This window comes from Acidovorax sp. LjRoot117, assembly GCF_964252695.1.
GTDB lineage: Bacteria > Pseudomonadota > Gammaproteobacteria > Burkholderiales > Burkholderiaceae_C > Acidovorax.
Genome location: NZ_CAXUPO020000009.1, coordinates 189,156 through 215,951, shown reverse-complemented (window position 1 = coordinate 215,951; position 26,796 = coordinate 189,156). Strand labels below are relative to the sequence as shown.

The 26,796-nt window shown below is 69.6% G+C and carries 24 protein-coding genes; 11 read left to right on the top strand and 13 right to left on the bottom strand.

Features of this window, described 5'->3' with window-relative positions; all coding sequences use genetic code 11:
• Positions 1-121: 121 nt before the first annotated feature.
• From ACSQ3D_RS21110 to ACSQ3D_RS21085, 6 genes are all read right to left on the bottom strand, one after another.
• The gene (locus ACSQ3D_RS21110; protein ID WP_156370450.1) at positions 122-1,456 is read right to left on the bottom strand and encodes a diguanylate cyclase domain-containing protein; all 1,335 of its coding nucleotides are present in this window, start codon (positions 1,454-1,456) and stop codon (positions 122-124) included.
• A 162-nt stretch (positions 1,457-1,618) separates the two neighbouring features.
• The gene (locus ACSQ3D_RS21105; protein ID WP_436128192.1) at positions 1,619-2,443 is read right to left on the bottom strand and encodes an undecaprenyl-diphosphate phosphatase; all 825 of its coding nucleotides are present in this window, start codon (positions 2,441-2,443) and stop codon (positions 1,619-1,621) included.
• A gap of 127 nt (positions 2,444-2,570) precedes the next feature.
• Positions 2,571-4,067 carry an efflux transporter outer membrane subunit gene (locus ACSQ3D_RS21100; RefSeq protein ID WP_436128191.1) on the bottom strand — a complete coding sequence of 499 codons (1,497 nt, stop codon included), beginning with the start codon at positions 4,065-4,067 and terminating at the stop codon, positions 2,571-2,573.
• A gap of 9 nt (positions 4,068-4,076) precedes the next feature.
• The gene (locus ACSQ3D_RS21095) at positions 4,077-7,259 is read right to left on the bottom strand and encodes an efflux RND transporter permease subunit (protein WP_396504097.1); all 3,183 of its coding nucleotides are present in this window, start codon (positions 7,257-7,259) and stop codon (positions 4,077-4,079) included.
• Positions 7,256-10,516 (bottom strand): efflux RND transporter permease subunit, encoded by a 3,261-nt coding sequence (locus ACSQ3D_RS21090; protein ID WP_436128190.1) that lies wholly within the window; start codon positions 10,514-10,516, stop codon positions 7,256-7,258. The genes ACSQ3D_RS21095 and ACSQ3D_RS21090 overlap by 4 nt, the downstream gene beginning before the upstream one ends.
• A 15-nt stretch (positions 10,517-10,531) precedes the next feature.
• A complete protein-coding gene (locus tag ACSQ3D_RS21085) occupies positions 10,532-11,869 on the bottom strand; it encodes an efflux RND transporter periplasmic adaptor subunit (RefSeq protein WP_436128189.1) in 1,338 nt (445 codons plus the stop codon).
• 375 nt (positions 11,870-12,244) lie between these two features.
• Here ACSQ3D_RS21085 and ACSQ3D_RS21080 point away from each other — a divergent pair, with 375 nt between their 5' ends.
• The 7 genes from ACSQ3D_RS21080 to ACSQ3D_RS21050 all read left to right on the top strand — a co-directional run bounded on the left by ACSQ3D_RS21080 (position 12,245) and on the right by ACSQ3D_RS21050 (position 17,053).
• On the top strand, positions 12,245-12,658 hold the full coding sequence (locus tag ACSQ3D_RS21080; protein ID WP_056413064.1) for a DUF2306 domain-containing protein: 414 nt from the start codon (positions 12,245-12,247) through the stop codon (positions 12,656-12,658).
• A gap of 72 nt (positions 12,659-12,730) precedes the next feature.
• A complete protein-coding gene (locus ACSQ3D_RS21075) occupies positions 12,731-13,300 on the top strand; it encodes a DUF6622 family protein (protein WP_436128188.1) in 570 nt (189 codons plus the stop codon).
• A gap of 52 nt (positions 13,301-13,352) precedes the next feature.
• Complete coding sequence (locus ACSQ3D_RS21070; protein ID WP_436128187.1) at positions 13,353-13,658, top strand: 2TM domain-containing protein; 306 nt, start codon at positions 13,353-13,355, stop codon at positions 13,656-13,658.
• Between the two features lie 62 nt (positions 13,659-13,720).
• Entirely contained in the window at positions 13,721-14,755 is a 1,035-nt protein-coding gene (locus ACSQ3D_RS21065; RefSeq protein ID WP_436128208.1) for an alpha/beta hydrolase family protein, read from the top strand.
• 35 nt (positions 14,756-14,790) lie between these two features.
• A complete protein-coding gene (locus ACSQ3D_RS21060; RefSeq protein ID WP_056413055.1) occupies positions 14,791-15,096 on the top strand; it encodes a 2TM domain-containing protein in 306 nt (101 codons plus the stop codon).
• Positions 15,097-15,137: 41 nt separating this feature from the next.
• The gene (locus ACSQ3D_RS21055; RefSeq protein ID WP_056413052.1) at positions 15,138-16,208 is read left to right on the top strand and encodes a sensor histidine kinase; all 1,071 of its coding nucleotides are present in this window, start codon (positions 15,138-15,140) and stop codon (positions 16,206-16,208) included.
• On the top strand, positions 16,205-17,053 hold the full coding sequence (locus ACSQ3D_RS21050; protein ID WP_396504091.1) for a LytR/AlgR family response regulator transcription factor: 849 nt from the start codon (positions 16,205-16,207) through the stop codon (positions 17,051-17,053). The genes ACSQ3D_RS21055 and ACSQ3D_RS21050 overlap by 4 nt, the downstream gene beginning before the upstream one ends.
• A gap of 61 nt (positions 17,054-17,114) precedes the next feature.
• Here the strand turns inward: ACSQ3D_RS21050 and ACSQ3D_RS21045 are convergent, their stop codons facing one another.
• Together ACSQ3D_RS21045 and ACSQ3D_RS21040 are read right to left on the bottom strand one after the other, a co-directional pair.
• Positions 17,115-17,747 (bottom strand): LysE family translocator, encoded by a 633-nt coding sequence (locus ACSQ3D_RS21045; RefSeq protein WP_436128186.1) that lies wholly within the window; start codon positions 17,745-17,747, stop codon positions 17,115-17,117.
• A gap of 60 nt (positions 17,748-17,807) precedes the next feature.
• Positions 17,808-18,440: an ABC transporter ATP-binding protein gene (locus ACSQ3D_RS21040; RefSeq protein WP_436128185.1), complete on the bottom strand. Its 633-nt coding sequence runs from the start codon at positions 18,438-18,440 to the stop codon at positions 17,808-17,810.
• A 118-nt stretch (positions 18,441-18,558) separates the two neighbouring features.
• On the opposite strand from ACSQ3D_RS21040, the gene ACSQ3D_RS21035 reads away from it, so the two are divergent.
• The 4 genes from ACSQ3D_RS21035 to ACSQ3D_RS21020 all read left to right on the top strand — a co-directional run bounded on the left by ACSQ3D_RS21035 (position 18,559) and on the right by ACSQ3D_RS21020 (position 21,351).
• Complete coding sequence (locus ACSQ3D_RS21035; protein WP_396504089.1) at positions 18,559-18,927, top strand: hypothetical protein; 369 nt, start codon at positions 18,559-18,561, stop codon at positions 18,925-18,927.
• A gap of 367 nt (positions 18,928-19,294) precedes the next feature.
• The gene (locus ACSQ3D_RS21030; protein WP_056413142.1) at positions 19,295-20,182 is read left to right on the top strand and encodes a transglutaminase-like domain-containing protein; all 888 of its coding nucleotides are present in this window, start codon (positions 19,295-19,297) and stop codon (positions 20,180-20,182) included.
• 176 nt (positions 20,183-20,358) lie between these two features.
• The gene (locus ACSQ3D_RS21025) at positions 20,359-20,529 is read left to right on the top strand and encodes a hypothetical protein (RefSeq protein ID WP_200912394.1); all 171 of its coding nucleotides are present in this window, start codon (positions 20,359-20,361) and stop codon (positions 20,527-20,529) included.
• 132 nt (positions 20,530-20,661) lie between these two features.
• A complete protein-coding gene (locus ACSQ3D_RS21020) occupies positions 20,662-21,351 on the top strand; it encodes a glutathione S-transferase family protein (RefSeq protein ID WP_436128184.1) in 690 nt (229 codons plus the stop codon).
• A 39-nt stretch (positions 21,352-21,390) separates the two neighbouring features.
• On the opposite strand, the gene ACSQ3D_RS21015 is transcribed toward ACSQ3D_RS21020, so the two are convergent.
• The 5 genes from ACSQ3D_RS21015 to ACSQ3D_RS20995 all read right to left on the bottom strand — a co-directional run bounded on the left by ACSQ3D_RS21015 (position 21,391) and on the right by ACSQ3D_RS20995 (position 26,784).
• Positions 21,391-22,485: an XdhC family protein gene (locus ACSQ3D_RS21015; protein WP_436128183.1), complete on the bottom strand. Its 1,095-nt coding sequence runs from the start codon at positions 22,483-22,485 to the stop codon at positions 21,391-21,393.
• Between the two features lie 168 nt (positions 22,486-22,653).
• Complete coding sequence (locus ACSQ3D_RS21010) at positions 22,654-23,400, bottom strand: CoxG family protein (protein WP_436128182.1); 747 nt, start codon at positions 23,398-23,400, stop codon at positions 22,654-22,656.
• 180 nt (positions 23,401-23,580) lie between these two features.
• The gene (locus tag ACSQ3D_RS21005; protein WP_436128181.1) at positions 23,581-24,795 is read right to left on the bottom strand and encodes a vWA domain-containing protein; all 1,215 of its coding nucleotides are present in this window, start codon (positions 24,793-24,795) and stop codon (positions 23,581-23,583) included.
• A 144-nt stretch (positions 24,796-24,939) separates the two neighbouring features.
• Positions 24,940-25,872: an AAA family ATPase gene (locus tag ACSQ3D_RS21000; RefSeq protein WP_436128180.1), complete on the bottom strand. Its 933-nt coding sequence runs from the start codon at positions 25,870-25,872 to the stop codon at positions 24,940-24,942.
• Positions 25,873-25,992: 120 nt separating this feature from the next.
• Positions 25,993-26,784 (bottom strand): FAD binding domain-containing protein, encoded by a 792-nt coding sequence (locus tag ACSQ3D_RS20995; RefSeq protein WP_436128179.1) that lies wholly within the window; start codon positions 26,782-26,784, stop codon positions 25,993-25,995.
• Positions 26,785-26,796 lie beyond the last annotated feature (12 nt).

Below are 26,796 nucleotides of genomic sequence, written 5' to 3'. Positions count from 1 at the left end.
CCCTGGCGTTGCGTTGCGTTGCGTTGCGTTGCGTTGCGTTGCGTTGCGTGGTGTGGTGTGGCAGGTCACGGCCTGGCACTGGCCCCGGCCCGGGCGACCTGCCCGCCGGCCAGCCGGCGAATCAGCCCGCGTCCGCGTCTGCGTCCGCGTAGTGCAGGCGCCCCTTGCCCGCGCGCTTGGCGCTGTACATGGCCTGGTCGGCGCGGTTGATGAGATCGTCGATGTGGCCGCCCAGCGGTGGGCACACGGCCACGCCGATGCTCGCGCCGATGGACAGCTCCCGCCCGTCCACCAGCATGGGCTGCTGCAGCGCCTCCAGCAGCCGGTGGCCGATGGTGTCCGTCACGTCGCGGGTGACGTCGTGCTCCAGCATCACCAGGAACTCGTCGCCCCCCAGGCGCGCCATGGTGTCGCCGGACCGCACGGTGCCGGCGATGCGCCGCGCCACGATGCGCAGCACCTCGTCGCCCGCGCGGTGGCCCTCGGTGTCGTTCACACTCTTGAAGCCGTCCAGGTCGATGAACAGCAGCGCCACGCAGCCCACGCTGCGCGCGGGCTCCAGGGCTTTTTCCAGCTGGGCCTGGAAGGCCGCCCGGTTGAGCAGGCCGGTGAGCGAATCGTGGTTGGCCAGGTAGTGGTGCTGGCGCGCGATCTCGATCTTGGCGGACACGTCCTCGACCAGCGCCATGATCGATGTGACCTGCCCCTCGGCATCGGTCAGCGCCGAGTTGAACCACTCGCAATGCACCTCGGACCCGTCGTCGCGCGTGAAGGAAGTCTCGGCCCGGTTTTGCGACTCCTGGCCCGACTGCAGGCGCTGCAGGGCCAGCTGCAGGGTCGCATCCGCGGGCGAGAGGTCCAGCAACTCGTTGAGCAACTGCCCTTGCAGGTCCGCCACATGCAGCCAGCCCATGAGCTGTACCGCGCGCTGCGAGCAGTGCAGCAGCCGCAGGTTGTGGTCCATTTCCAGCACCGCCAGCGGGCTGTTTTCCATGTGCGAGGACAGGCGCTGGTTGGCCGCGCGCAGCGCGTCCATGGTGACCTGCAGCTCGTGCACATCGAGTGCGGTGGTGATGAAGCCCTCGATGGAGCCTTCACGGTTGTGCCAGGGCGTCAGGCAGATGGTGCGCCACTCGTCGAAGCCGTAGGGGGTGCGCAAAAGACGCTGGTACTGAACCCGCTCACCCGACAGAACGCGGGCGACGAAGGGCATGAATGCGGTGACCGCCGCATCGCCGTACATGTTGGTCAACGACTTGCCCGCCAGTTGCTCCGGCACGGTGCCGAACCAGCGCGCGTATTCATCGTTGACATACAGCATCGTGAGGCTGCGGTCCACCACCGCCATGGTGGCGCCAGCGCTGCGCGTGATCACATCAAGCAACTCGTCCTTGGACAGGCTGTGCCCGGGGGCGATGGCCCGATAGTCGGACAACTCTGGATCGTCTTGCATCATGCGGCGAAAGCCCCAGCGGGGCAGGGTCATCGGTGGAACGCCCCGCGCGCCAGCCCTCCAGGAAGGTCACCGCCGCGCGCCTCGGCCCCTGCGCCGAGCGGCAGGGTGTGCCATCAGCTTATCACTTTCGTCCCATAACCAATCCGAGTGAATGCGCAGCCGTCAATCCGCCCACTGCACCCAGCCCGTCCAGGCGGTCACCAGCACGATGATGCCGAACACGATGCGGTAGTACGCGAACGGCACGAAGCTGTGGCTGCTGATGTAGCGCAGCAGCCAGCGCACGCACAGCCAGGCGCTGATGAACGAGAACACCAGCCCGACCGCGAACATCGGAATGTCGGCCGCCGACAGCAGCGCGCGCTCCTTGTACAGGCTGTACACCCCCGCACCGGTCAGCGTGGGGATGGCCAGGAAGAACGAGAAGTCCGTCGCCGCCTTGCGCGACAGCCCGAGCAGCATGCCACCGATGATGGTGGCGCCGCTGCGGCTGGTGCCGGGCACCATCGCCAGGCACTGCACCAGGCCCACCTTGAGCGCATCGAGCGGCGTCATCTCGTCCACCGTCTGGATGCGCGTGGCGGCCGGCGAGCGCCGCTCGGCCCACAGGATGATGAAGCCGCCCAGGATGAAGGTGCTGGCCACCACCACTGGCGTGAACAGGTGCGCCTTGATCATCTTGCCGAACAGCAGGCCCAGCACCACGGCGGGCAGGAAGCCGATGAACACGTTGAGCGCGAACCGCTGGGCCTGGCGCTCGGTGGGCAGGGCCACCAGCGTCTCGCGGATCTTCTGCCAGTACACCAGGATGACGGCGAAGATGGCGCCCGTCTGGATGGCGATGTCGAACACCTTGGCCTTGGCATCGTCGAAGCCCAGCAGCGAGCCCGCCAGGATCAGGTGCCCCGTGGAGGAAATGGGCAGGAACTCGGTCAGGCCCTCGACCACGCCCATGATGGCGGCCTTGACCAGCAATAGAACGTCCACGCGCACTCCTTAAGGAAAATTTAAGTCAAATCGGGCTCTACCGCTTGCCTGGCAAGCGCTAGCAGCTATCAAAACAGGAGTATATGCGCAGCGGGCCTGTGGCGGGCCCGCGCAGGCTCCAGCCCCCTCAGGGCCGGGACTGCGGGAGCGTTTGAGCCGGAGCCTGCTGCTGCTCCTGCCACGGCGCCTGCCACCCGCCGCCGAGCGCCTGCACCAGCGTCACCGCCGCCAGCTGGCGGTTGACCTGCAATTGCAGCAGCGCGCGCTGCGCCGACAGCGCCGAGACCTGGGCCGTGACCACCTCGGTGTAGCCCACCTGCCCTTCGCGGTAGCGGTTGAGCAACTGCTGCGCCGTGCGCTCCGCCGCGGCCACCGCCTCGCGGCGCAGGGGCTCCTGCTCCTGCAAGGTGCGCAGCACCGTGAGCTGGTCTTCCACCGTCTGGAAGGCCGTGAGCACCGTCTGGCGGTAGACCGCCACGCGGCCCTCGCGCGCGGCCTGGGCTTCTTCCACGCGGGCCGCCGTAGCGCCGGCATCGAAGATCGTCTGCGCCACCGACAGGCCCAGCGACCACACCAGCGTGGACGCCTTGAACAGGTCGGCCACGCTGCTGCCGCCGCTGCCCACCGACGCGCCCAGGCTCAGGTTCGGGAAGTACGCTGCGCGCTGGATGCCGATCTGCGCATTGGCCGCCGCCACCGCGCGCTCGGCCGCCGCGATGTCGGGCCGGCGCTGCAGCAGCGTCGAGGGCACGCCCAGCGGCACATCGGGCACCTGGGCCGACCACTGCGCGCGCGGCAGCGAAAAGTCGGCCGGGGCGCGACCGGTCAGCACGGCCAGCGCATGCTCGAAGCGCGCCCGGTTCTGCCGCACGGTGGCCAAGTCCGCGCGCGCGTTGGCCAGCTGGGTCTGCGCTTGCAGCACGTCGGTCTGCGCCACCACCCCGGCACCGTAGCGGTTGCGCACGATCTGCAGGCTGCGCTCGTAGCCCTCCACCGTGGCCTGCAGCAGCTCGATCTCCGCATCCGCCTCGCGCAGCTGAAAGTACGCCGAGGCCAGCGTGCCCACGGCCGACAGGCGCGCCGAGGCCAGGTCGGCCTCGCTCGCCTGCGCGCTGGCCTGGGCGCCGGTGACGCCGCTTTGCAGGCGCCCCCACAGGTCAGGCGCCCAGTCGACCCCCAGCGATGCCTGGGTGGTCAGGCCCGAGCGGGCGGCGCCCTCGCCGCCGGTGCGCGTGGCACCGCCCGACAGGCTCACCGACGGGAACAGCCCTGCGCGCTGCTGCCGCACCACGGCCTGCGCCTGCGCATAGGCGGCCACGGCCGCGGCGATGTTCTGGTTGGACAGCTGCACCTGCTCGGCCAGGCGGTTGAGCTCGGCGTCCTGGAACAGCTCCCACCAGGGGCCGCGGTCCAGCGCGTCGGCAGGCGCCGCGGGTGCCCAGGTGGCACCGGCCTCCTTGAACGACGCGGGCACCGCCATCTCGGGCTGCTGGTAGGGCGGCGTGACCGAGCAGGCGGACAGCAGGGCAGCGGCTGCCAGCACCAGTGCCAGCGTGGTCGGGCGGGCCAGGGGAGGCCGGGCGGCGTGCGCGCCGGGTGTGAGCGGGGCGTGGAGATGTGTCATGGGCACCGATCAGGTGGCCGCGCCGGGGGCGCCGGCACGGCTCAGATGTTGTTCGTTGGGGGCGGGCGTGCGCAGCCTGTCCAGCAGCACATAGACCACGGGCGTGGTCAGGAGCGTGAGCAACTGGCTCGCGATGAGCCCGCCGATGATCGCCACGCCCAGCGGCTGGCGCAACTCCGAGCCCTGCCCAAAGCCGATGGCCAGCGGCAGCGCGCCCAGCGCAGCCGCCATCGTGGTCATGAGGATGGGCCGAAAGCGCAGGATGCAGGCCTCGCGCACGGCATCGAGCGCCGACAGGCCGCGCGCGCGCTCGGCCTCCAGCGCAAAGTCGATGATCATGATCGCGTTCTTCTTGACGATGCCGATCAGCAAAAACACGCCGATGAGCGCGATGATGGTGAACTGCATGTTGAACAGCAGCAGCGCCAGCACCGCCCCCACGCCAGCGGAGGGCAGCGTGGTCAGCACCGTGATCGGGTGGATCAGGCTTTCATACAGCACGCCGAGCACGATGTAGATCACGATGATGGCCGTGATGATGAGGAAGGCCTGCTGCCCCTGCGACTGCTGCGCGCTGAGCGCCGTGCCCTGGAAGCTGCCGCGCACGTTGGTGGGCATGGCGATGTCGGCCTCGGCCTGCGCGATGACCTGCTGGGCCTGCCCGAGCGACGTGCCCGGGTCGATGTTGAACGACACCGTGGTGGCCAGCTCGCCGTCCTGGTGGCTGATGGAGGTGGGCGACGCCCGCTCCACCACCTTGGCGATCGCGCTCAGCGGCACCATGGTCGATGCCGCCGTGCTGATCACCTGGCCGGTGGACGCGCCGCGCTGGCCAGGGTTGGCCACCGTGCCGGTGGCGCCGCTCGGGTTGGCGGCGACGTAGATGTCCTTCAGGGCCGGCGGGCCGCGCGTGTACTCCGGCGCCCACTCCATGATGACGGCGTACTGGTTGAGCTCGCCGTAGATCGTGGCCACCGAGCGCTGGCCGAAGGCGTTGTACAGCGCGTTGTCGATGGCCGACGACGTCACGCCCAGGCGCGATGCGGACGCCTTGTCCACCTCGATGTACGTCTCCACGCCGTTCTCGGCCAGGTCGGTGTCCACGTCTTTCAACAGGGTCTCGTCCTTGAGCCGGTCGGCCAGCTTGCCCGCCCACAGCTTGAGGTCGGCCATGTTGTCGCTCTTCAGCGTGTACTGGTAGGTCGAATTGCTCGACCGCCCGCCCATGCGCAGGTCCTGCACCGGGTTCAAAAAGACGCGCAGGCCGGTGATCTGGTTGAGCTGCGGCCGCAGCCGCGCGATGACGGCGGGCGTGCTGTCGGTGCGCTGCTTGAGGGGCTTCAGGTTGACGAACATGAAGCCGCCGCCCGCGCGGCTGCCGCCCGAGAAACCCACCACCGTGTCCACCGCCGGGTCCTTGCGGATGATGTCCACCGCCTGGCGCAGCTTGGCCGCGAGCGCGTCGGACGAGATGCTCTGGTCGGCGCGCAGGCCGGCGTTGAGCTGGCCGTTGTCCTGCTCCGGAAAGTAGCCCTTGGGGATCTTGGCGAACAGGTAGACGTTCAGCCCCACCACCGCCAGCAGGATCAGCACCACCAGCCCCTTGCTGGCCAGTGCCCAGTCCAGGCTGCTGGTGTAGGTGCGCAGCACGCCCTGGTAGCCGCGCTCGGCCCAGCGGGCCAGGCGCGATGGCGGCTTGTCATCGGCCGGGTCGTGCGCGCGCAGCAGCCACGCGCACATCATGGGCGTGGTGGTGAGCGAGATCACCAGCGAGATCATCACCGCGGCCGACAGCGTGATCGCGAACTCGCGGAACAGCCGGCCCACCTGCCCGTCCATGAACAGCAGCGGTATGAACACCGCCACCAGCGACAGGCTGATAGACAGCACCGTGAAGCCCACCTCGCGCGCGCCCTGCAGCGCCGCCTGCATGCGGTCCATGCCGGACTCGATGTGGCGCATGGTGTTCTCCAGCACCACGATGGCGTCGTCCACCACGAAGCCGGTGGCCACCGTCAGCGCCATCAGGCTCAGGTTGTTCAGGCTGAACCCCAAAAAGTACATCACGCCGAAGGTGCCCAGCAGCGACACCACCGTGGCCACCGCCGGGATCACCGTGGCCCGCGCCTTGCGCAGGAACAGCCCCACCACCAGCACCACGAGCGCGATGGAGACCATGAGCGTGAGCTCGATCTCCTTGAGCGACGAGCGGATGGAGTTGGTGCTGTCCGACGCCACCGCCACCTGGATGTCCTGCGGCAGCTGGGCCTGCAGGTCGGGCAGCAGCGCGCGCACCGAATCCACGGTCTCGATGATGTTGGCGCCCGGCTGGCGCGTGACCAGCACGATGATGGCCGGCTCGCCGTTGAACAGGCCCACGGTGCGGCGGTTCTCCACGCCGTCTTCCACCCGCGCCACGTCGCCCAGCCGCACGGCGGCGTTGTTGCGCCACGCGACGACCAAGGATTCGTATTCGGACGCCTTGCGCGCGGGCGACGGCGTGTAGATCTGCAGGCGGCGGCCGTCGCCTTCGATCGCGCCCTTGGGGCGGTTGGCGTTCGAGGCCTGGATGGCGGCGCGCACGTCTTCGGTGCTGATGCCGTAGCGGTTGAGCGCAAAGGGCAGCAGCTCCACGCGCACCGCGGGCAGCGAGCCCCCGCCGATCTCCACCTCGCCCACGCCGTCCACCTGCGACAGCCGCTGGCTCACCACGTTGGACACCGCGTCGTAGATCTCGCCCGGCGTGCGGGTCTTGGAGGTGAGCGCCAGGATGATGACGGGCGACGCCGCCGAGTTGCGCTTGCGGTAGGTGGGGTTGCTGCGCAGCGTGGAAGGCAGGTCGGCGCGGGATGCGTTGATGGCGGCCTGCACCTCGCGCGCCGCGGCGTCGATGTCGCGGTTCAGGTCGAACTGCAGGCTCACGCGGGCGGAGCCGTTGGAGCTCGACGAGGTCATCTCGTTGACCCCCGCGATCACGCCCAGGCGCCGCTCCAGCGGCGTGGCCACGCTGGTGGCCATGGTTTCGGGGCTGGCGCCGGCCAGGCTGGCCGACACCGAGATGGCCGGGTAGTCGACCTGCGGCAGCGGCGACACCGGCAGCACGAAGAACGCCGCGATGCCCGCGAGCGCGAGGCCAATGGTCAGCAGCACGGTGGCGACCGGCCGCTCCACGAAGGGGCGCGAGAGGTTCACCGCACGTCTCCCGCACCCGCACCGGTGCGCACACCGGCAACGGCTTCAGGCCCCGCACCCTGCTGCGGCGCCGCGGCAGTGCCCCGGCCCGTGACGCGGCGGCCCATGCGGTCGAACGCCAAGTAGATCACCGGCGTGGTGAACAGCGTGAGCATCTGGCTCAGGATCAGCCCGCCGAAGATCGCGAGGCCCAGCGGCCGGCGCAGCTCGGCGCCCTCGCCCCAGCCCAGCATCAGCGGCAGCGCCGCGAACAGCGCCGCCAGCGTGGTCATGAGGATGGGCCGAAAGCGCAGCAGCGCCGCCTGGTGGATGGCCTCCTGCGGCGACTTGCCCTGGTTGCGCTCGGCGTCGATGGCGAAGTCGATCATCATGATCGCGTTCTTCTTGACGATGCCGATCAACAGGATGATGCCGATGATGCCGATCACCCCCAGGTCGTTGCCCGTGAGCATCAGCGCCAGCAGCGCTCCCACGCCCGCCGACGGCAGGGTCGAGAGGATGGTCACCGGGTGGATATAGCTCTCATACAGCACACCGAGCACGATGTACACGCACACCATGGCCGCCAGGATGAGCCACAGCTGGCTGGACAGCGACTTCTCGTACGCGCCGGCCGCGCCCAGGAACTCCATCGACAGCCCGGCGGGCATGCCGATCTCCTTGGCGGCGGCGCGGATCGCATCCACCGCCGCGCCCAGCGACACGCCCGGCGCCTTGTCGAAGCCCAGCGTGGCCGCAGGGTACTGCGACACCCGCGTGACCTGCAGCGGCGCGGGTTGCTCGCGGATGGTGGCAATGGCCGCCAGCGGCGTGGGCGCGCCCGAGCCGGTGCGCAGCTGCAGCGTGCCCAGGGCCTCGGGCGTGTTGAGCTGGTCCTGCTGTGCCTCCAGGATCACGCGGTACTGGTTGGTCTCGGTGAAGATGGTGGACACGATGCGCTGGCCGAAGGCGCTGTACAGCGTGTCGTCCACATTGCTGGCCGTGACGGACAGGCGCGAGGCGGTATTGCGGTCGATGTCCACATAGGCCGACAGGCCCTGCGCGCCCGCATCGGTGGTGGCGTTGCGCACCTTGGGCTCGGTTTTCAGGCGCTCGGCCAGCTTGCGCGTCCAGTCGTTGACCTGGGCCGAATCCACACCGCCGATGGACGCGCGGTATTCGGTGGGCCCGGTCTCGGCGTCGATGGTCAAGTCCTGCGTGGGCTGCAGGTACAGCGTGACGCCCGCCACCGACCGCACCCGCTCGCGCAAGCGCTGCATGATGGCCTCTTGCCCGTCGCGGTCGGGCTGGAGGTTGATCAGCATGCGCCCGGCGTTGAGCATGGTGTTGTTGGCCGCGTCCACGCCCACGAAGGAGCTGAGCGACTGCACGTCCGGGTCCTGCAGGATGGCGCGCGAGGCCTGCAGCTGCAGCTCGCTCATGCGGGCGTACGACACATCCTGCGATGCTTCGATGCGCGCCTGCAGCTGCCCGGTGTCCTGCGTGGGGAACAGGCCCTTGGGGATGACCACGTACAGCAGCGCGGTGAGCACCAGCGTGAGCACCGCCACCACCAGGGTCGCGCCCTGGTGGCGCAGCACCCACTGCAGCCAGCGGTCGTAGCCCGCGATCACGCGGTCGAAACCGCGGTTGATGCGGCCCGCAATGCCGTGCTGCCCGCCCACGGGCTCGGGGCGCAGCCAGCGCGCGGCCATCATGGGCACCAGCGTGAGCGACACCACGCCCGAGATCAAAATCGTGATGGCCAGCGTGACCGCGAACTCGCGGAACAGCCGCCCCACCACATCGCTCATGAACAGGAGCGGAATCAGCACCGCGATCAGCGACACGGTCAGCGAGATGATGGTGAAGCCGATCTGCGTGGCGCCCTTGAGCGCGGCCTGGAACGGCGGCTCGCCCTCTTCCAGGTAACGCGCGATGTTCTCGATCATCACGATCGCGTCGTCCACCACGAAGCCGGTGGCAATCGTCAGCGCCATCAGGCTCAGGTTGTTGAGGCTGTAGCCCAGCAGGTACATCACGCCGCAGGTGCCGATGAGCGAGATGGGCACGGCCAGGCTGGCGATGATGGTGGCGCGCAGGCTGTGCAGGAAGAAGAAGATCACCAGCACCACCATCAGCACCGCCAGGATCAGCTCCAGCTCCACGTGGTGCACGGAGCCCCGGATGCCGGTGGTGCGGTCGGAGAGCACCTGCACCTTGAGCGACGCGGGCAGGCCGGCCTCCAGCTCGGGCAGCAGCTTCTTGATGCTGTCCACCGTGGCGATCACATTCGCCCCGGGCTGACGCTGCACGTTCAGGATGATGGCCGGGGTCAGTGTGGCCCCGGGCTCCTTCGCGCCTGCATCGGCCCCCCCGCTGCCGCTGCCTGCTGCGGGCGCGCTGCCTGGCTGACGGCGGTCGGGCGCAGCGCCGGGCAGCTCGTTGAGGCCCGCCCAGGCGCCCAGGCGGTTGTTCTCGGCACTGTCCACCACGCGCGCCACCTCGATCATGCGCACCGGCGCGCCGTTGCGCCACGAGACGATGAGGTTCTTGTAGTCGTCGGCCGTGAGCAGCTGGTCGTTGGCGTTGATGGTGTAGGAGCGTTGCGGTCCGTCGAAGCTGCCCTTGGCGCTGTTGGCATTGGCCGACGTGATGGCCGTGCGCAGGGTATCGAGGCCGATGCCGTACGACGCCAGCGCCTTGGTGTCGGCCTGGATGCGCACCGCAGGCCGCTGCCCGCCCGCCAGCGACACCAGCCCCACGCCGGTGACCTGGCTGATCTTTTGCGCCAGGCGGGTGTTGACCAGGTTCTGCACCTCGGTCAGCGGCAGCGTGTCGGAGCTGATGGCCAGCGTGAGCACCGGCGCATCGGCCGGGTTGACCTTGGCGTACACCGGCGGCGCGGGCAGGTCGGCGGGCAGCAGCGAGTTGCCGGCATTGATGGCCGCCTGCACCTCCTGCTCGGCCACGTCGAGCGCCAGGCCCAGGCCGAACTGCAGCGTGATGATGGACACGCCCGACGCGCTGGTCGAGGCCATGCGCTCCAGCCCCGGCATCTGGCCGAACTGGCGCTCGAGCGGCGCACTCACCGTGCGGCTCATCACCTCGGGGCTGGCGCCGGGGTACAGGGTCTGGACCTGGATGGTGGGGTAGTCCACCTCTGGCAGGGCCGACAAGGGCAGGAAGCGAAAGCCCAGCATCCCCGCCAGCACGATGGCCAGCATCAGCAGGGCGGTGGCGACAGGCCTCTCGATGAACGGACGCGAAGGACTCATGGTGTCAGCGCGCGCTCAAGGATTCTGCGGTGGACGCTGGCGGCGTTCCCCGCGCTCTCCGCGGGGGCCGGACGCACCGCTGCGCGGCCCGCTCGCCCCCGAGCGCGGCCCGCGCGCGCCCTGGCCGTCGGCCGTCTGCACGGCCATGCCGTCCTGTAGCCGGTCGCCGCCCTCGGTGACCACGCGCTCGCCCTCCTTCAGGCCTTCGGCGATCGCCATCAGGCCCACGGTGGCCTGGCCGCGCTTGACCTTGCGCAGCGTCACGGTGCGGTCTTCGTTGATGACGTACACATAGTCGCCGTTGGCCCCGGTGCGCACGGCCGTGACCGGCACGACGACGGCGGGCACGTTGCGCAGCAGCAGCTGCACATTCACGAACTGGTTGGGGAACAGCGTGCCCGCGGCGTTGGCAAAGCGCGCCTTGGCCTTCACGGTGCCGGTGGTGGTGTCGATCTGGTTGTCGAGGGTGGAAAAGCGTCCCTTATCCAGCTCGGACTTGCGGGTGCGGTCCAGCGCGGTCACGGCCAGCGCGTCGGCGTCGCGCTGCGCAGCCAGCACGTCGGCCACGCGGTCCTGGGGCACGGCAAACTGCACGTCGATGGGTGCCACCTGGGTGATGGTGGCGATGCCCGTGGCGTCGCCCGAGGACACAAGGTTGCCCGCATCCACGGTGCGCAGGCCGATGCGGCCCGTGGCCGGCGAGGTGATGCGGGTGTAGCTCAGGTTCAGGCGCGCCGTGCCTTCCTGGGCCTTGTCGGTCATCACCGTGCCTTCAAGCTGCTTGACCAGCGCGGCCTGCGTGTCCACGTCCTGCCGGGCGATGGAGTCCTGCGACAGCAGGGTCTGGTAGCGTGCCAGCGTCAGGCGCGCATTCTCCAACTGCGCCTCGTCGCGCTGGCGGGTGCCCTGGGCCTGCATCAGCGCCTGCTCGTAAGGCCGGGGGTCGATCTGCGCCAGGAGCTGCCCCTTCTTGACCATCTGCCCTTCGGTGAACAGCACCTCGGTCAGCGTGCCCGACACCTGGGGCTTGAGCGTCACGGTGGTGGCCGGGATCACGGTGCCGAGCGCATCGATGACCACCGGCAGCTCGGCCCTGCGGGCCACGGCATCACCCACGGTGACCATGGGCCGGCCCCCGCCAGGCGCTCCCCGACCCGGGCCGGCACCCGGCGCCGCGGCGGAATCGCCATTGGCCCGCTGGACCAGGTACCAGGCCGCACCGCCCACCAGGACCACCAGCAGCAACGCCAGCACGCTACCCATCCAGCGGCGCCGGCGGCGCGGTGCCTGCGGGGGCTGTGGCGGGACGGCCGGTTGCGGGGCGGGCGCGTTGACTTCTTCTTGCGGATTCATGGCGGTAGCTGGTGGGTGTTCTTGGGTTCGGCCGGGTCAGAGCATCGTAGGGGGCCTGTTCACGGTCTGCCTTGAACGCTGTGCGAAGAAAAGTAAACCTCGGGCAGCAGCCGCCTCGCGGCCCCTGCCCAGCCGGGTCTTTGTCCTTGCACCGGCCCGGCCCCCTCACGACCCCCGGTAGTTTGCCTGCTCGCCGGCGCAAAAAGGCGTCCGCCATGGCGCTGCGGACCGTAGGCCATCGCCGAATGTTGCTCCGGCCGCTCCCGCCGACTGCATTTCGCGCCCGCCAGGCGGCATTTCGTCGCAAGCCGCTGGCGGCGACAGGGGTGCATCGGCACAGTCCACCCCATCGACCGACCGCCAGGAGAACCCGCCATGCAAAGCTTCACCCCCGTCATCGCCATCCATGTCGCCGCAGCGCTGGCGGCCATTGCCATCGGCCCGGTGGCCCTGTGGGCCCGCAAGGGCGCCACCCAACGCCCCCGCCTGCACCGGGCCGCAGGCTACGCCTGGGTCACCCTGATGGTGGCGACGGCCGTCTCGGCCCTCTTCATCACCGGTGGCGGCGGCCCCCGCTGGGGCAGCTTCGGCCTGATCCACCTGCTCATTCCCATCACGCTGGGCATGCTGGCCCTGTCGTTCGTCTACCTGGCCCGCCGCAACATCACCGGCCACAGGGCGGTCATGCAGCGCGTCTACTTCGGCGCCTGCGTGGTGGCGGGCGCCTTCACCCTGCTGCCCGGGCGGCTGCTCGGCCACTCGCTATGGACCCAGCTGGGCGTGATCTGACGCCGCGGCGCCCCGTTTTTTGCTCACCAGCGCCTTCCCCACCGCTTCAACCCCCTTCCAAGGATTTTCACCATGCTGCTCCAACTCCTCGTTCACCAGCCCCAGGCCCTGGGCCAGATCATTCAGCAAACGCCCTACTGGGTCTGGGGCCTGCTGGCCGCGCTGGTGTGGCTGGGCGCCAGCCAGCTGTTCGACCGCACCGCCAGCCTGGTGCGGGTGGTGGTCATGCCGGTGGCCATGACGGGCTTTTCCATCTACGGGCTGGCCTCGGCCTTCGGCGGTGCAGGCCATACCGGCGGCACCGTGGGCGCCTGGATGGCTGCCGCCACGGCCGCCACCTGCTTGGCCCTGTGGTTCCAGCCCACCGCGCCTGCAGGCACGCTGTACGACAGCGGCTCGCGCTGCTTCCAGCTGCCGGGCAGCGCCATGCCGCTGGCATTGATCCTGGGCATCTTTCTGACCAAGTACCTCGTGGGCGTCGAGCTGGCCATGCAGCCGGCCCTGGCCCGCGACGGCAGCTTCGCCCTGCAGATCGCTGCGCTCTACGGCGTGTTCAACGGCCTGTTCGCGGCCCGGTCGCTGCGGCTGTGGCGCCTGGTGCGCAGCAGCGGGGGCTTTGCCAGCCAGGCTGCCAGCGCCTGAAGGCGGCCCCCTCAACACCCCACCACCCACCTCGATCCCCCAGGAGTTCCCCATGCGCCACCACCGCTTCGACCACGACACCGCCCTCGACCCCATCGAACGCCAGGCCCGCAGACGCGCAGGCGCCAAGCTGGGCTGGTACATGCACGCCGGTGTTTACCTGCTGGTCAACCTGCTGCTCGTGACCCTGTCTGCCACCAGCGGCAGGCACTGGGCGGTGTACCCGGCGCTGGGCTGGGGCCTGGGCTTGGCCATTCACGGGATGGTGGTGTTCCTGGTGTCGGGCAGCGGGCTGCACGAACGCATGGTGCAGGCCGAGCGCAACCGTCTGGCCGTCCAACAGGAGCAGCGCCTGTGAGCCGCACACCGGTCGCCGCGCGCACCCCGGCGTGGCGGCTGCTGGCCGCGGGCCTGTTGGCGATGGCCACCGCCACCGCCGCCCACGCCGGCACGGGCCTCAGGGAGTTGCCTGGCCTGCAGGGCGATGGCCCGGTCACCGTGTTCTACCCCAGCGGCAGCGCCGACCAGGCAGTGACGCGCGGCCCCTTCACCCTGCACCTGGCCCTGGACGGCGCATCCACACCGGGCAACGGGCGGCTGGTGGTCATCACCCACGGCTCGGGCGGCAGCCCCTGGGTGCACACCGACCTGGCGCGCGCGCTGGTCGCGGCCGGGTTCGTCGTCGCCCTGCCCGAACATGCGGGCGACAACTACAAAGACCCGTCCACCCCCGGCCCCGAGAGCTGGAAACGCCGCCCCGCCGAAGTCTCCCGCGCCATCGACGCGGTGGCGCAGGATGCGCGCCTGGCGCCGCTGGTGGACACGGCCACGGTGGGCGTGTTCGGCGGCTCGGCCGGCGGCCACACCGCGCTGACGCTGGCGGGAGGCCACTGGTCCCCGGCGCGCTTTCGCCAGCACTGCGAGGCCCACATCGCCGAAGACTTCTCGTCCTGCGTCGGCTTCATCACGCGGCTGCACGGCAACCTGCTGGACGGGTTGAAGAAAGCCGTGGCGCTGGGCGTGATCCGCCAGCGCTTCGACGACGCCACCGACCAGGCCTACAGCGACCCGCGCGTGCAGGCGGCCATCGCCTTCGTGCCCTTTGCCGCCGACTTCGACATGGCCACGCTGGCCACGCCGCGCATTCCGCTGGGGCTGATCACCGCGGGCCTGGACGTCAACCAGGTGCCGCAATTTCACAGCGGCGCGGTGCTGGCCGCCTGCCAGGACCGCTGCACCCTGGTCGCCCACCTGCCCGGCGCCAGCCACGGCGCCATGCTCTCGCCCCTGCCGCCGATGCACCTGCTGGGCACGGTGCACCAGGCGTTGCTGGGAGACCCGCCCGGGTTTGACCGCAGCAGCACCCTGCCCCAGCTGGACGCCAAGGTGGTGGCGTTCTTTGCCCAGCACCTGCAGCCGCTGCAGCCGCTGCAACCGCTGCGGCGTGCGCCGTGACCAGCAGTCCGGCGCCCTAGAATCGACCCTTCACCATGCCCCACCCCATGACCCCCGACGACATCGAACAACTGGCCCGCCGGCGCGCCGGCGCCAAGCTGGGCTGGTATGTGCATGCCGCAGCCTTCGTCGTGGTCAACCTGGTGGTGTTCGGCATGTCGCGCTACGGCTTCGGCAACCGGCCCTGGTCGGTGTTCCCTCTGCTGGGTTGGGGCCTGGGGCTGGCGCTGCACGGCATCTCGGTGTTCGTGCTGGGCACGGGCAGCGGGCTGCGCGAGCGCATGGTGCACAAGGAGCGCGAGCGGCTGCTGCGCGAGCAGCAAGAGCGCAACCAGCGCTAGCATGCACCGCTCGAGCCCCCGACCTCCACGCCCGCGCTGCCATGAAAATCGACTGGATCGAGAAACTGCAGCACCTGCTGCAAGTGCTGGCCTTCTGCCTGGCCATCGCCGCCCTGCAGTACGCCTTCCAGCCCGAGAAGGCCTACGACATCCCGGCCCGCTACTCGATCGCCATCGGCTCGCTGACCTGGGCGCTGATCGACTTCGGCCGGCACCTGTTTCCGTCCAGCAAGGAGACGGGCTGGCCCACGGGCCTGTCCGGGTTTCTTCTGCCGTTTGCCAGCATCGTGCTGGGCTACCTGGGCGGCACGCTGCTGGGCGACTGGTGGTGCGGTTATTCGTCGTGGGACCAAGGCGGCCGCGCGCAGCTGCGCATCTCCATCGGCATCACCGTGGTGGCGGGGTTCCTGGGCACCTATTACTTCTACACCAAGAGCAAGAGCGCCTGGCTGCTGGCCAAGGTGAACGAGGTGCGCAGCCAGGCCAGCGAAGCGCAGCTCAAGCTGCTGGAGACCCAGCTCGAGCCGCACATGCTGTTCAACACCCTGGCCAACCTGCGCATGCTGATCGGCACCGACCCGGCCCGCGCGCAGGAGATGCTGGACCGCATGATCGGCTACCTGCGCGCCACGCTCAGCGCATCGCGCAGCACCCAGCACCCGCTGGAAAACGAGTTCGAGCGCCTGCGTGACTACCTGGAGCTGATGGCGGTGCGCATGGGACCGCGCCTGGCCTACACGCTGGATCTGCCCGACGCGCTGCGCGGCGTGCCCGTGCCGCCGCTGCTGCTGCAGCCGCTGGTGGAAAACGCCATCCGCCACGGCCTGGAGCCGCAGGTCGAGGGCGGGCACATCACCGTGCGCGCCAGCACCCGGCCGGGTGACGGCGGGCCGCAACTGGTGCTCGACGTCATCGACACCGGCGCGGGCCTGCCCGACACCCTGCCCACCCCGGGCCCGGGGCAGAGCTTCGGCCTGGCCCAGGCCCGTGAGCGGCTGGCCACGCTGCACGGAACGGCGGGCACTCTGAAATTGATAGCTGGTAGCGCTGGCGGGACAAGCGCTACGGTCACTTTTCCTTTGAAATCGAGCCCATCGAGCACCACCCCATGACCCAGCCTGCCGTGCGCGCCCTGATCGCCGAAGACGAACCCCTGCTCGCCGCCGCGCTGCAGCAGGAGCTGGCCCGCGCCTGGCCCGCGCTGCAGGTGGTGGCCACGGTGGGCGACGGCCTGTCCGCCGTGCGCCAGGCCCTGGCGTTGCAGCCGGACGTGCTGTTCTTCGACATCCGCATGCCCGGCCAGAGCGGGCTGGATGCGGCGGTGGAACTGGCCGACGCCTGGCCGACGGACGGCCCCGCGGGCCGCCCCTTCCCGGCGCTGGTGTTCGTGACCGCCTACGACCAGTACGCGGTGCAGGCGTTCGAAGCCCAGGCAGTGGACTACCTGCTCAAGCCCGTGCAGGCGGCCCGGCTGCAAAAGACAGTGCAAAAACTGCAGCTGGCGCTTGCCAGCAAAGCGCCAGCTGCTATTGATCTGGAAGCAACCATGGCGCAACTGCGCCATCTGCTGGTGGCGCCGGGGGTGGCGGCACCCGCAGCCGCAACAGCGCCTGCCACGCCCGCGGCGGGCACGCCGCTCACGCTGATCCAGGCCAGCAGCGGCAGCCAGATCCACATGGTGCCGGTGGCCGACGTGCTGTACTTCGAGGCGGCCGACAAGTACGTGCGGGTGCTGACCGCAGCGCGGGAGTACCTGATCCGCACCCCGCTCAAGGACCTGATCGGCCAGCTCGATACCCAGGTGTTCTGGCAGATCCACCGCAGCACGCTGGTGCGCGCCAGCAGCATCACCACCGTGACCCGCGACGAGGCGGGCAAGCTGCACCTGGAGCTGGCCGGCCGGCCCGAGAAGCTGCCCGTGAGCCGCCTGTACGCCCACCTGTTCAAGGCGATGTAGCGCAGCAGCGCAGGGCTGTCCTGGCTGCGCGGCCCGCTGCTCGCTCTACCGCGTCACCGCGCTACCGGTTGGTGGCCAGCAGCAGGCCGCCCGCGCCCATGAAGAAGCCGCCGGTGGCCTTGTTCAGCCGCACCACCCCGCGCGATGTGCGGATGAAGCGGCGGATCTGCCGCCCACCCGCTGCGTACACCGCCGTGGACACGAACTCGGCGGCCAGGTACACGGCGCCCAGTACCACGAACTGGCGCACGGCCGGCTGGGCCGGGTCGATGAACTGCGGGAAGATCGCGGCAAACAAGATGATCGCCTTGGGGTTGGTGATGCCCAGCAGGAACTCCTGGGTGATGAGCGCCCGCAGGTTCACCGGCACGCCCGAGGCCTTCACATCGCCGCCCTCCACCACCTCCAGCCCGCTGAACTCGCGGCTGCGCCACGCACGCCAGCCCAGCCAGAACAGGTACAGCGCGCCCACCCACTTGACCACGGTGAACGCCGTCTCGGACGCCAGCAGCATGGCTCCCAGGCCCACGGCCGAAACCGTGAGGAAGATGGCGAACGCCGCCACCCGGCCCACCGTAGCCACCAGCGCGGCGCCCACACCGGCGCGGATGCCGTTGTTCAGGCCGCAAAAATTGTTGGGGCCGGGCGTGAGCGCAATGGCCACCGCCACGGGGGCGAAGAGGAGCGCGTCCATGGTGTTCCTTGGGATGAAAGGAGAAAAAGTAGAAAAAACTGCCGGGGGAAGGCGCCCAGTTTACCGAGCCCGGGCCAGCGTCAGCGTGCGGCCCCAGGCCACGCCCGGCAACGGCTCGTAGTGCGCCACCACCACCAGCCGCGCCGGGTCGGCGGCGGCCCGGCCCAGCACCTGCACCAGGTAGTTGACCGAGGGCTTGTCGAGCCCCGCCACCGGTTCGTCGATGAGCAGGAGCGCCGCCCCGCTGGCCAGGCCGCCAGCCATCAGCACCTTGCGGCGGCTGCCGGTGGACAAGGCAAAAAAGGGCTTGTCCAGGTGCGGGTCCAGCGAAAAGCCTTCCACATGGGCCGCCAGGGCCGCAGCATCCCACCGTGCATGCTGCGCAGGCAGCCCCGCCAGCCACTGCCGTGCGGTGAGCTCGTCCAGCGCCGTGCTGCGCGGGTCCTGCCAGAACACCTGTGCGCGGTAGGCCGCCGGGTCGGTGCGCTGCCGCACGCCCTGCAGCGTGACCTCGCCCGACCGGGGCGCCAGCTCGCCCGCCAGCAGGCGCAGCAGCGTGGTCTTGCCGCTGCTTTCATCGCCCTGCACCAGTGCCAGGCCTGCGGGCCAGGCCAGAGACACGTCCTCCAGCACCGCGCACTCGGGGTAGGCAAAACCCAGGCGCTCCACCCTCAAAACCACGTTGTCGGCCACCGCGCGTCCTTGCACATTGAAAAAAGAAGGAATTCTAGAGAGTGGGCCGCGCACGCACCGAGCGCACCAGCACGCGTGGCCGCGCCAGGTTGCCATACGTCTCCCGCACAATGCCGCAATGACCTTGAACTACCTGGACTTTGACTACAGCGAAGACGACGAAGGCACCGGCACCTTCGACGCCATGGCCAGCGTGTCGCCTGCACAGCTGCCGCCCTTGCAGGCCGAAGTGGCGCAGGTGCTGCAGTGGGCCCACGCCGAATTCCCCGACGCCTGCGGCCCGGCGGAAGATGGGGGCCAGTGGCAGTACGACCTGCAGGGCGTGCAGGAAGTCAGCACGCCGCTGCAACTCGCCTTCGAGCCGCTGTCCGGCAGCATCCACAGCGTCCCGGGCAGCCCAGCGCCTGCACGCACCACCTTGACGCTGTCGATCAGCGGCAATGCTGCGTTCTGCGCAGCGCTGCGCAGCGCGTTCGACATAGCGTGAATCCCCTCTGGCGGCCACAAAGCCCCGCACAGCCTGCGCAACGGCGCGCCGTCGGCCTACAGTGGCCGCAGGGCCTGCGGGTCTATCCTCAATGCAAGCTGTCGCGCCCGGATTGCGGATGCGCAGCGTACCAAGGACACCCCATGGATCGCCACCTCCAGTACCCCCGCCACACCCGCACCGCGCGCCGCGGTGCGGTACCTTTTGCGTCCACGGCCGGACAGTGGAGCGCAGCATGACCCTTTTGCACACCATGGCCGCCACGCCACCCCACAGCGCCTTGCTCGCCACCGATGGATGGTCCCTGCCCGGCACCGGGGGCAGCGACGCCAACGCAGCGTCGCGCCCATCGGCCGACCGCGTCCGCATGGAGCTGCACATCGGACTGCGCTACGAGATCGACCAGTACGGCGCGGACTTCGTGTTCAACATCCACGCCGCCAAGACGCCCCAGCAGACGGTGAGCAACGAGCGGCTGGTCATCAACCAGGACATCTCCTACCAGATCCACACCGACCCCGCCACGCTCAACCGCTCGCTGCGCCTGCACGGCGAGCCGGGCGTGCTGGAGCTGTCGTACTCGGCCACGGTAGACATCGCCCACCACCGCGCCGACCCCCTGCAGCTGGCGGAAGTGCCGGTGCGGCAACTGCCGCCCGAGGTGATGGGCTACATCTACCCCAGCCGCTACTGCCAGTCGGACAGGCTGCTGCGCCTGGCCAACAAGGAATTCGGCGCGCTCTGGCAAGGGCATGGCCGCGTGCAGGCGATCCGGGACTGGGTGAACCGCCACGTGGCGTTCACGTCCAACACCTCGAACTCCAACACATCGGCGGTCGATACCCTGATCGAACAGGTGGGCGTGTGCCGTGATTTCGCGCACCTCATGATCGCGCTGTGCCGCGCGGTGAACATTCCTGCGCGGTTTACCACCGGCACCGACTACGGCGCCGACCCCAGCCTGGGCCCGCCGGACTTTCATGCCTACGTGGAGGTGTACCTGGGCGACCGCTGGTACATCTTCGACCCCTCCGGCACCGCCATCCCGATGGGACTGCTGCGCTTTTCCACCGGGCGCGATGCGGCGGACGTGGCGTTTGCCACCATCTTCGGCGGCGTGCGGGCCGACCCGCCGGTCATCCGCACCACTGCCATCGAAGATGCGGACAACCGCTTCGTGCAGCCCGTGCACTGCATCGAGGCACTGTCCACCGACCAGGGAACGGTCGCAGGCAACCACTTCACGGTGCCTTGACGCGCGCAGGCTGGGCCCTGCCTGCCGACGCGGCAACTGGGTGCCAGCAGATGGCCGCCGGCTCGCAACCGGCCGGCTTGTGACCACGCTCGATGCCCGTGCGCCAGGCGTGAAAAAGCCCGAAAGCCGCATGTGGCCTAAAATCACTCTTTTTTCCACTTCGACAGAGAACCACCATGGGCAACAAGATCGTCACCGAAGCAGACCGCAAGCGCACTCCCCGTCCCCAGCCCCTGCCTGGCATGTCGCTGGCCACCCCTGGCCGCGGCCAGCGCACCAGCCTGGAGCGTGGCGTGGCCACCCGCAGCAAGAAGAACCCTGGCAAGCGCACCCACAAGGGCGGCTGATCTGCCCCTGGGGCCATGGCCCCGTGCCAAGAAACGCCCTCCTTCGCGAGGGCTTTTTTGTGCCTGCCGGCCTGCCCCCGCCATCGGCCCGCCACAGCGCGGGCGCCCATCTCCAACCGCTAAGATGACACCATGATCACCGTGCACCACCTCGAAACCTCGCGCTCGCAGCGCGTCCTGTGGCTCCTGGAAGAACTGGGCGTGCCGTACGAGCTCAAGATCTACCAGCGCGACAAGGCCACCAAGCTGGCCCCGCCCGCGCTGAAAAAGATCCACCCCCTGGGCAAGTCGCCCGTCATCACCGACGGCGACGAGGTGATCGCCGAGTCCGGTGCCATCGTCGAATACCTGGTGGAAACCTACGGCGCCCAGGCCGGCGGCGACCTGGCCCACCTGCAGCCTGCGCGCGGCACGCCGGCCTACCGCCAATGCCGGTTCTGGATGCACTACGCCGAGGGCTCGTTGATGAACTGGCTGGTGATGAAGCTGGTGTTCATGACCATCCCGACGCAGCCCATGCCCTTCTTCGTCAAACCCATCGCCAAGGCGCTGTGCGGCAAGGTGCAGGACAAGGTGATCGACCCCAACGTGAACACCGCGCTCGACTTCATGGAGCAGCACCTGGGCCAGAACACCTGGTTCGCCGGCGAGCAGCTGAGCATGGCCGACTTCCAGATGAGCTTTGCGGTCGAGGCCGCCCTCTCACGTGCCAGCAAGGCTGCCAGCTGCCCGAACCTGCAGGCCTACAAGCGGCGCATGGAAGCACGCCCGGCCTACCAGCGCGGCATCGCCAAGGGCGGGCCGGTGGTCATGGGGGCCTGAACGGGTGGCTGAACGAGGGGTCGGCGCGGCTGGCTCGCGTCAGCCCACGCCGCACACCAGCGCACCCGGCTCGTTGTGCGCCAGTTCCCGCTCGTTCTTGGCCTGTGCCACCTCCACGTCGCGCGGCAGGGCCACGCCGTTCTTCACGGCCAGGATCTCGGCCATCACGCTCACCGCGATCTCGGGCGGGGTCTTGCTGCCGATGTAGATGCCGATGGGCCCGCGCAGCCGCGCCAGGCTCTCGGCCGTCTGGTCAAAGTGCTCCATCATCCGCGCGCGGCGCGCCTCGTTGTTGCGGCGCGAGCCGATGCCGCCCACGTAGAACGCCTCGGTGCCCAGCGCCTCCAGCAGCGCCAGGTCGTCGAGCTTGGGGTCGTGCGTGAGCGCCACCACGCAGCTGCGCCGGTCGGGCTTGAAGGCGGCCACCACGTCGTCCGGCATGTCGCTCACCACCGTGGCGGCGGGCACGTTCCAGCTGCCGCGGTATTCCTCGCGCGGGTCGCACACCGTGACCGCGAAGCCGTTGAACAGCGCCATGGTGGCCAGGTACTCGGCCAGCTGCCCCGCGCCGATGAGCAGCATGCGGTATTCGGGGCCGAAGGTGTTGGTGAGCTGCTGCGCGTCCAGCACCAGGTCCTGCGGCGCTGCGGCGGCTTGCAGCGTGACCACGCCATCGGCCAGGCGCACGCTGCGCTGCATCAGGCGGCCGGCCTCCAGCGCCTGGATCAGCGCGGCCAGGCCGGCCGGGTCAGGGTCGTACTCCAGCAACAGCTCCAGCGTGCCGCCGCAGGGCAGGCCGAAGCGGTGCGCCTCGTCCGCCGTGATGCCGTACTTCACGAAGGCGGGCGGGCCGCTCGGGATGCTGCGGTCCACCACCGCATCGCCTGCACCGGCCGCACTGGCTGCGGCGGCCACCTGCGCATAGGCCCGCGTGTGGCGGTCGATCAAATCGTCCTCTATGCACCCGCCCGACACCGACCCCACCACCGCGCCGTCTTCGCACAGCGCCATGATCGAGCCCACCGGCCGCGGCGACGATCCCCAAGTCCGCACCACGGTGCCCAGCAGCGCCCGCCGCCCCGCAGCCCGCCAGCCCTGCAGCGTGCGCAGCACCATCACATCCAGGTTTTCCATTTGCTTCTTCGCTAGTTCATTTCAACGGTCTTGCACCGCCATCCATCACGCCCGCTGCGCCCCAAATCAGCACGGTGCCCATGCCAGCGCCACCGTGGATCCGGCTTCGCCGGTCCACCGGAGGCGTCCCCCCTCAGGGGGGAAGGCGCGAAGCGACTCAGGGGGGCGTCAATTCCACCACCACGCTAACAGCACCAGCGCGCCTGCGCCGGCCGCCCACACCCAAACCGGTATGCCGCTGGGGGGATTGTCGTCACCCGCTGTGGCGGCCAATGCGCTGTGCTCTGCGGCGGCAGTCGCCGCTGAGGCTGCAGACACGGTGGCGGTGGCAGTGGGCGCACCGGGCCCGCTGCCTGCCTGCATCCCAGTCGCCGCTGCCAGGGCCGCCACCGCAGGCTCGGGCTCTTCGGGCGGCACCGCTGCACCCGCTGCGTCGTCTGCCACAGCGCGCGGGTGGCGGCGCTGCATCTTGTTGTCAAAGCGCTTGAAGAAATCCTCGGCCATCGACTTGGCCGCGCCGTCGATCAGGCGCTGGCCCAGCTGCGCGATCTTGCCGCCCACCGTGGCCTGCACGGTGTAGTGCAGCTCGCAGCTGTCCTGCCCTGCCGCATCGGCAGGCAGCGGCACCAGCCGGACCTGCGCGCTGCCCTTGCCAAAGCCTGCCACGCCGCCCGATCCGTCGAAGGCGATGGTGTAGCTCTCGGGCGGCACGATGTCCGACAGCGTGATCTTGCCCGCGAACTTGGCCGACACCGGCCCGATCTTGAGCGCCATGGCCACGCTGTACTGGTGCTCGGCGGTGGGCTCGACCTTCTCGCAGCCGGGGATGCACAGCTTGAGCACCTCGGGGTCGTTGAGTGCGTCCCAGGCCTGCTGCTGGCTCACGGCAAGGGTACGGCTGGCTTGCATTTCCATGGTGGGGTCCTCTCAGTGTTCACAGGTCTCAGAAATCCATTGCATTCGATACAGCGCAGCCCCTTCACCGTTCGTGCTGAGCCTGTCGGAGCCCTGCGCGGCGCTTCGACGGGCTCAGCGTGAACGGTGGTGATGGCATTCGTCGGCAACCGCCACCGCATCCGCGTCCGCTCCAAGTCCTCACTGCCGCAGCAGCGCCGCCAGGCTGCCCGCCAGGTCCTGCAGCCGCGCGAGGTTGTGCACCGCCAGCATGCCGTGCGCCTGGCGGTGCAGCGCCGCCGCGCCCCGCGCGGTGGGCGCATAGCCGCCAAAGCGCAGCAAGGGGTTGAGCCACAGCAGGCGGCCGCTGTGGCGGCGCAGCCAGCCCAATTCGCGCTCCAGCACTTCGGGCGCGCCGGTGTCCAGGCCGTCGCTGATGAGCAGCACCAGCGTGCGCCGCCCCACCAGGCGCCGCGCGTGCTGCAGTCGCAGCGCGGCCAGGCTGTCGCCCATGCGTGTGCCGCCGGCAAAGTCGGCAATCGCCTGGCCGGCCACTTCCAGCATGGCATCGGTGTCGCCGAGCTTGAATGCCGGGGTGAGGTCGGTCAGGCCCATGCCGAACGCGAACACGTCGCGCCGCAGGCCAGGCCCTGCATGGCGGGGCGCGGTGGCCGCGTGCAGGAAGGCCAGCAGCAGCCGCGCGTAGCGCTCCATGGAGCCCGACACGTCCACCAGCACCAGCAAGGGCAGCGGCTGCTGGCGGCGCTGCAGGCGCGGCAGGGTTAGCAGCTCGCCGCCGGTGCGCGCGGCCTGCTGCATGGCGCCGGGCCAGTGCGGGCGGCTGCCGCGCGCGCCGGGGCGGGTGCGGCGGGCCGCGTAGTGCGGCAGTGGCAGGGCGATATCGCGTGCCAGGCGCTCGACCAACAGGTACTCGCTGGCCGACAGCTGGTGGAAGTCCGCATGGTGCAGGCGCTGCCGGTCGCTGGCGGTCATGGCGGCGTCGAGGTCGATTTTTTCGTCCTCCCGCACCGGCGGAGCGTTGCGCGCGGCGTGCACCGGGGCCAGCGCCTCGCTCACGCGCGGGCGGCGTTTGACCGGGTTTGCCTTCGCTTCGGCACTGGGCAGCATCTGGGCCAGCAGCTTTTGCGCGATGGCGGGGTTCTTGAAGTACGCATCGAACAGCTCGCGGAACACCAGCCGGTCCTGCTCGCGGCTGATCAGCACCGACTCCAGCGCCGCGCCGAAGTCGGCGCGCTCCACGCCCACCAGCATCACGGCCTGCTGCGCCAGCGCCATGCGGGCGGCATCCACCGGCACGCCGGCGCGGCGCAGGGTGCGGCCAAAGCCCGTGAGGTTGTCGGCCAGCTTGCCGGTGCGGGCGTCGCCAAGTTGAGAGATGGGTGTGCCTCCCGCCATGGTCGCACCCTCACAGGTTCCCACACAGGCCACGGATGCGCATTCGATCGCTCCAGACCGTTCGGGCTGAGCCTGTCGAAGCCTCGCGCAGCGCTTGGACAAGCTCAGCGTGAGCGGCCGCGTATTTTTGAAGGCCGCTTGGCATCACGCGTCGGCAGGCTGCAACAGCTGCTGCGACATGTCGCGCGTGAGTGCCGCCACATCCTCGCGCTGCTTGAACAAGATGCCCGCCGTGTCGGACACCACTTCGGGGTCCACCACGATGGTGTCGAGCGCGACCAGCGCCTTGGCCCATTCCACGCTTTCGGCAATGCCGGGCGCGCGCTGGAAGGCGTTGGCGAACGGCTGGCTGCGCAGGCGGCCCACGAAGTCGGCCACCTGCTGCGCGAGGGCCGCGCTCGCGCCCGGCACCTGCGCGCGCACGATGGCCAGTTCGCGGTCGCGGTCGGGGTAGTCGAGCCAGTGGTACAGGCAGCGGCGCTTGACGGCGTCGTGCAGGTCGCGCGTGCGGTTGCTGGTGAGCAGGGTGACGGGCGTGGCGCTGGCGCGCACGGTGCCGATCTCGGGGATGCTGACCTGGTACTCGCCCAGGTATTCGAGCAGAAAGGCCTCGAAGGGCTCGTCGGCGCGGTCCACTTCGTCGATGAGTAGTACGGCACCGGGCGCGGGGGCCTGCAGGGCCTGCAGCAGGGGGCGGCGGATGAGGTAGCGGTCCTGGTAGACCTCGCGCTCGACCTGCGCCATGTCGGCGTTGGCCTTGCCTTCCGCCAGGCGCATGTGCAGCAGCTGGGCGGCGTAGTTCCACTCGTACAGCGCCTCGCGCTGCTCCAGCCCGTCGTAGCACTGCAGGCGGATCAGGCTGCGCGAGAGCACCGCGCTCAAGGCCCGGGCCAGCGCGGTCTTGCCCACGCCGGGCTCGCCCTCCAGCAGCAGGGGGCGCTGCAATTGCAGGGCCAGGAAGACTGACGTGGCGAGGCGCCGGTCGGCGAAGTAGCCCACGCCCTGCAGGGCCTGCAGCAGCGCGTCGACGGAGGCAGGCGCAGGGTGGTGAGCAACGTGAGGAGTCTGCGGATTCATTGCTATTTAATTGATAGCATATAGCGCTTATCTAACAAGCGGTAGCGGCCATTTTTATTCAATACCTGCCCACCACGGAGCACCCGGCGCCGTGGTGGGTCACCCATATCCCCTCCCCGCTTATCCCACCAACTGGGCCACGGCCCGTTGGGTCTGCACACTGATGAGATTCGCCCTGTAAGCCGCGCTGGCGTGGATGTCGCTGTTCAGGTCGCTCGCTTCGATCTTCACGCCAGCGGCCGATGCGGGCGTGAAGCTCTGGTTGAGCGCCGCCTCCAGCCCCGCGTGGCGAAACACGCTGCTGGCCGCGCCGGTGATGGCCACGCGCACGCCGCTGTCCGTCTGCGCTACGAACACGCCCACCAGCGAAAAGCGCGACGCGGCCTGCTTGAACTTGAGGTACACCGCGCGCTTCGGGATCGGAAAGCGGATGGCGGTGAGAATCTCGCCCTCCTCCAGTGCCGTGGTGTACATGCCGACGAAGAAATCATCGGCCGCGATCTCGCGCTGGTTGGTGATGACCGTCGCGCCCAGGCCCAGCACCGCACTGGGGTAGCAGGCCGCAGGGTCGTTGTTGGCCACCGACCCGCCCAGCGTGCCACGCGCGCGCACCTGCCGGTCGCCGATGTGCGCGGCCAGGTCGGCCAGCGCAGGGATGGCGCTTTTAACCTCTGCGCTGTTCGCCACGTCCATGTGGCGCGTCATGGCACCGATGACCAGCGCGTTGCCCTCGCGGCGGATGCCGGCCAGCTCGGCGATGTTGTTCAGGTCGACGATCTTTTCGGGGTTGGCCAGGCGCAGGCGCATCGACGGCAGCAGGCTCTGCCCGCCCGCGAGCAGCTTGCCGCCCTGGGCGATGAGCTGTGCGGCGGCTGCGGTGGAAGAAGGCGCTTCAAAGGTGAATGCGTACATGGTCGATCTCCT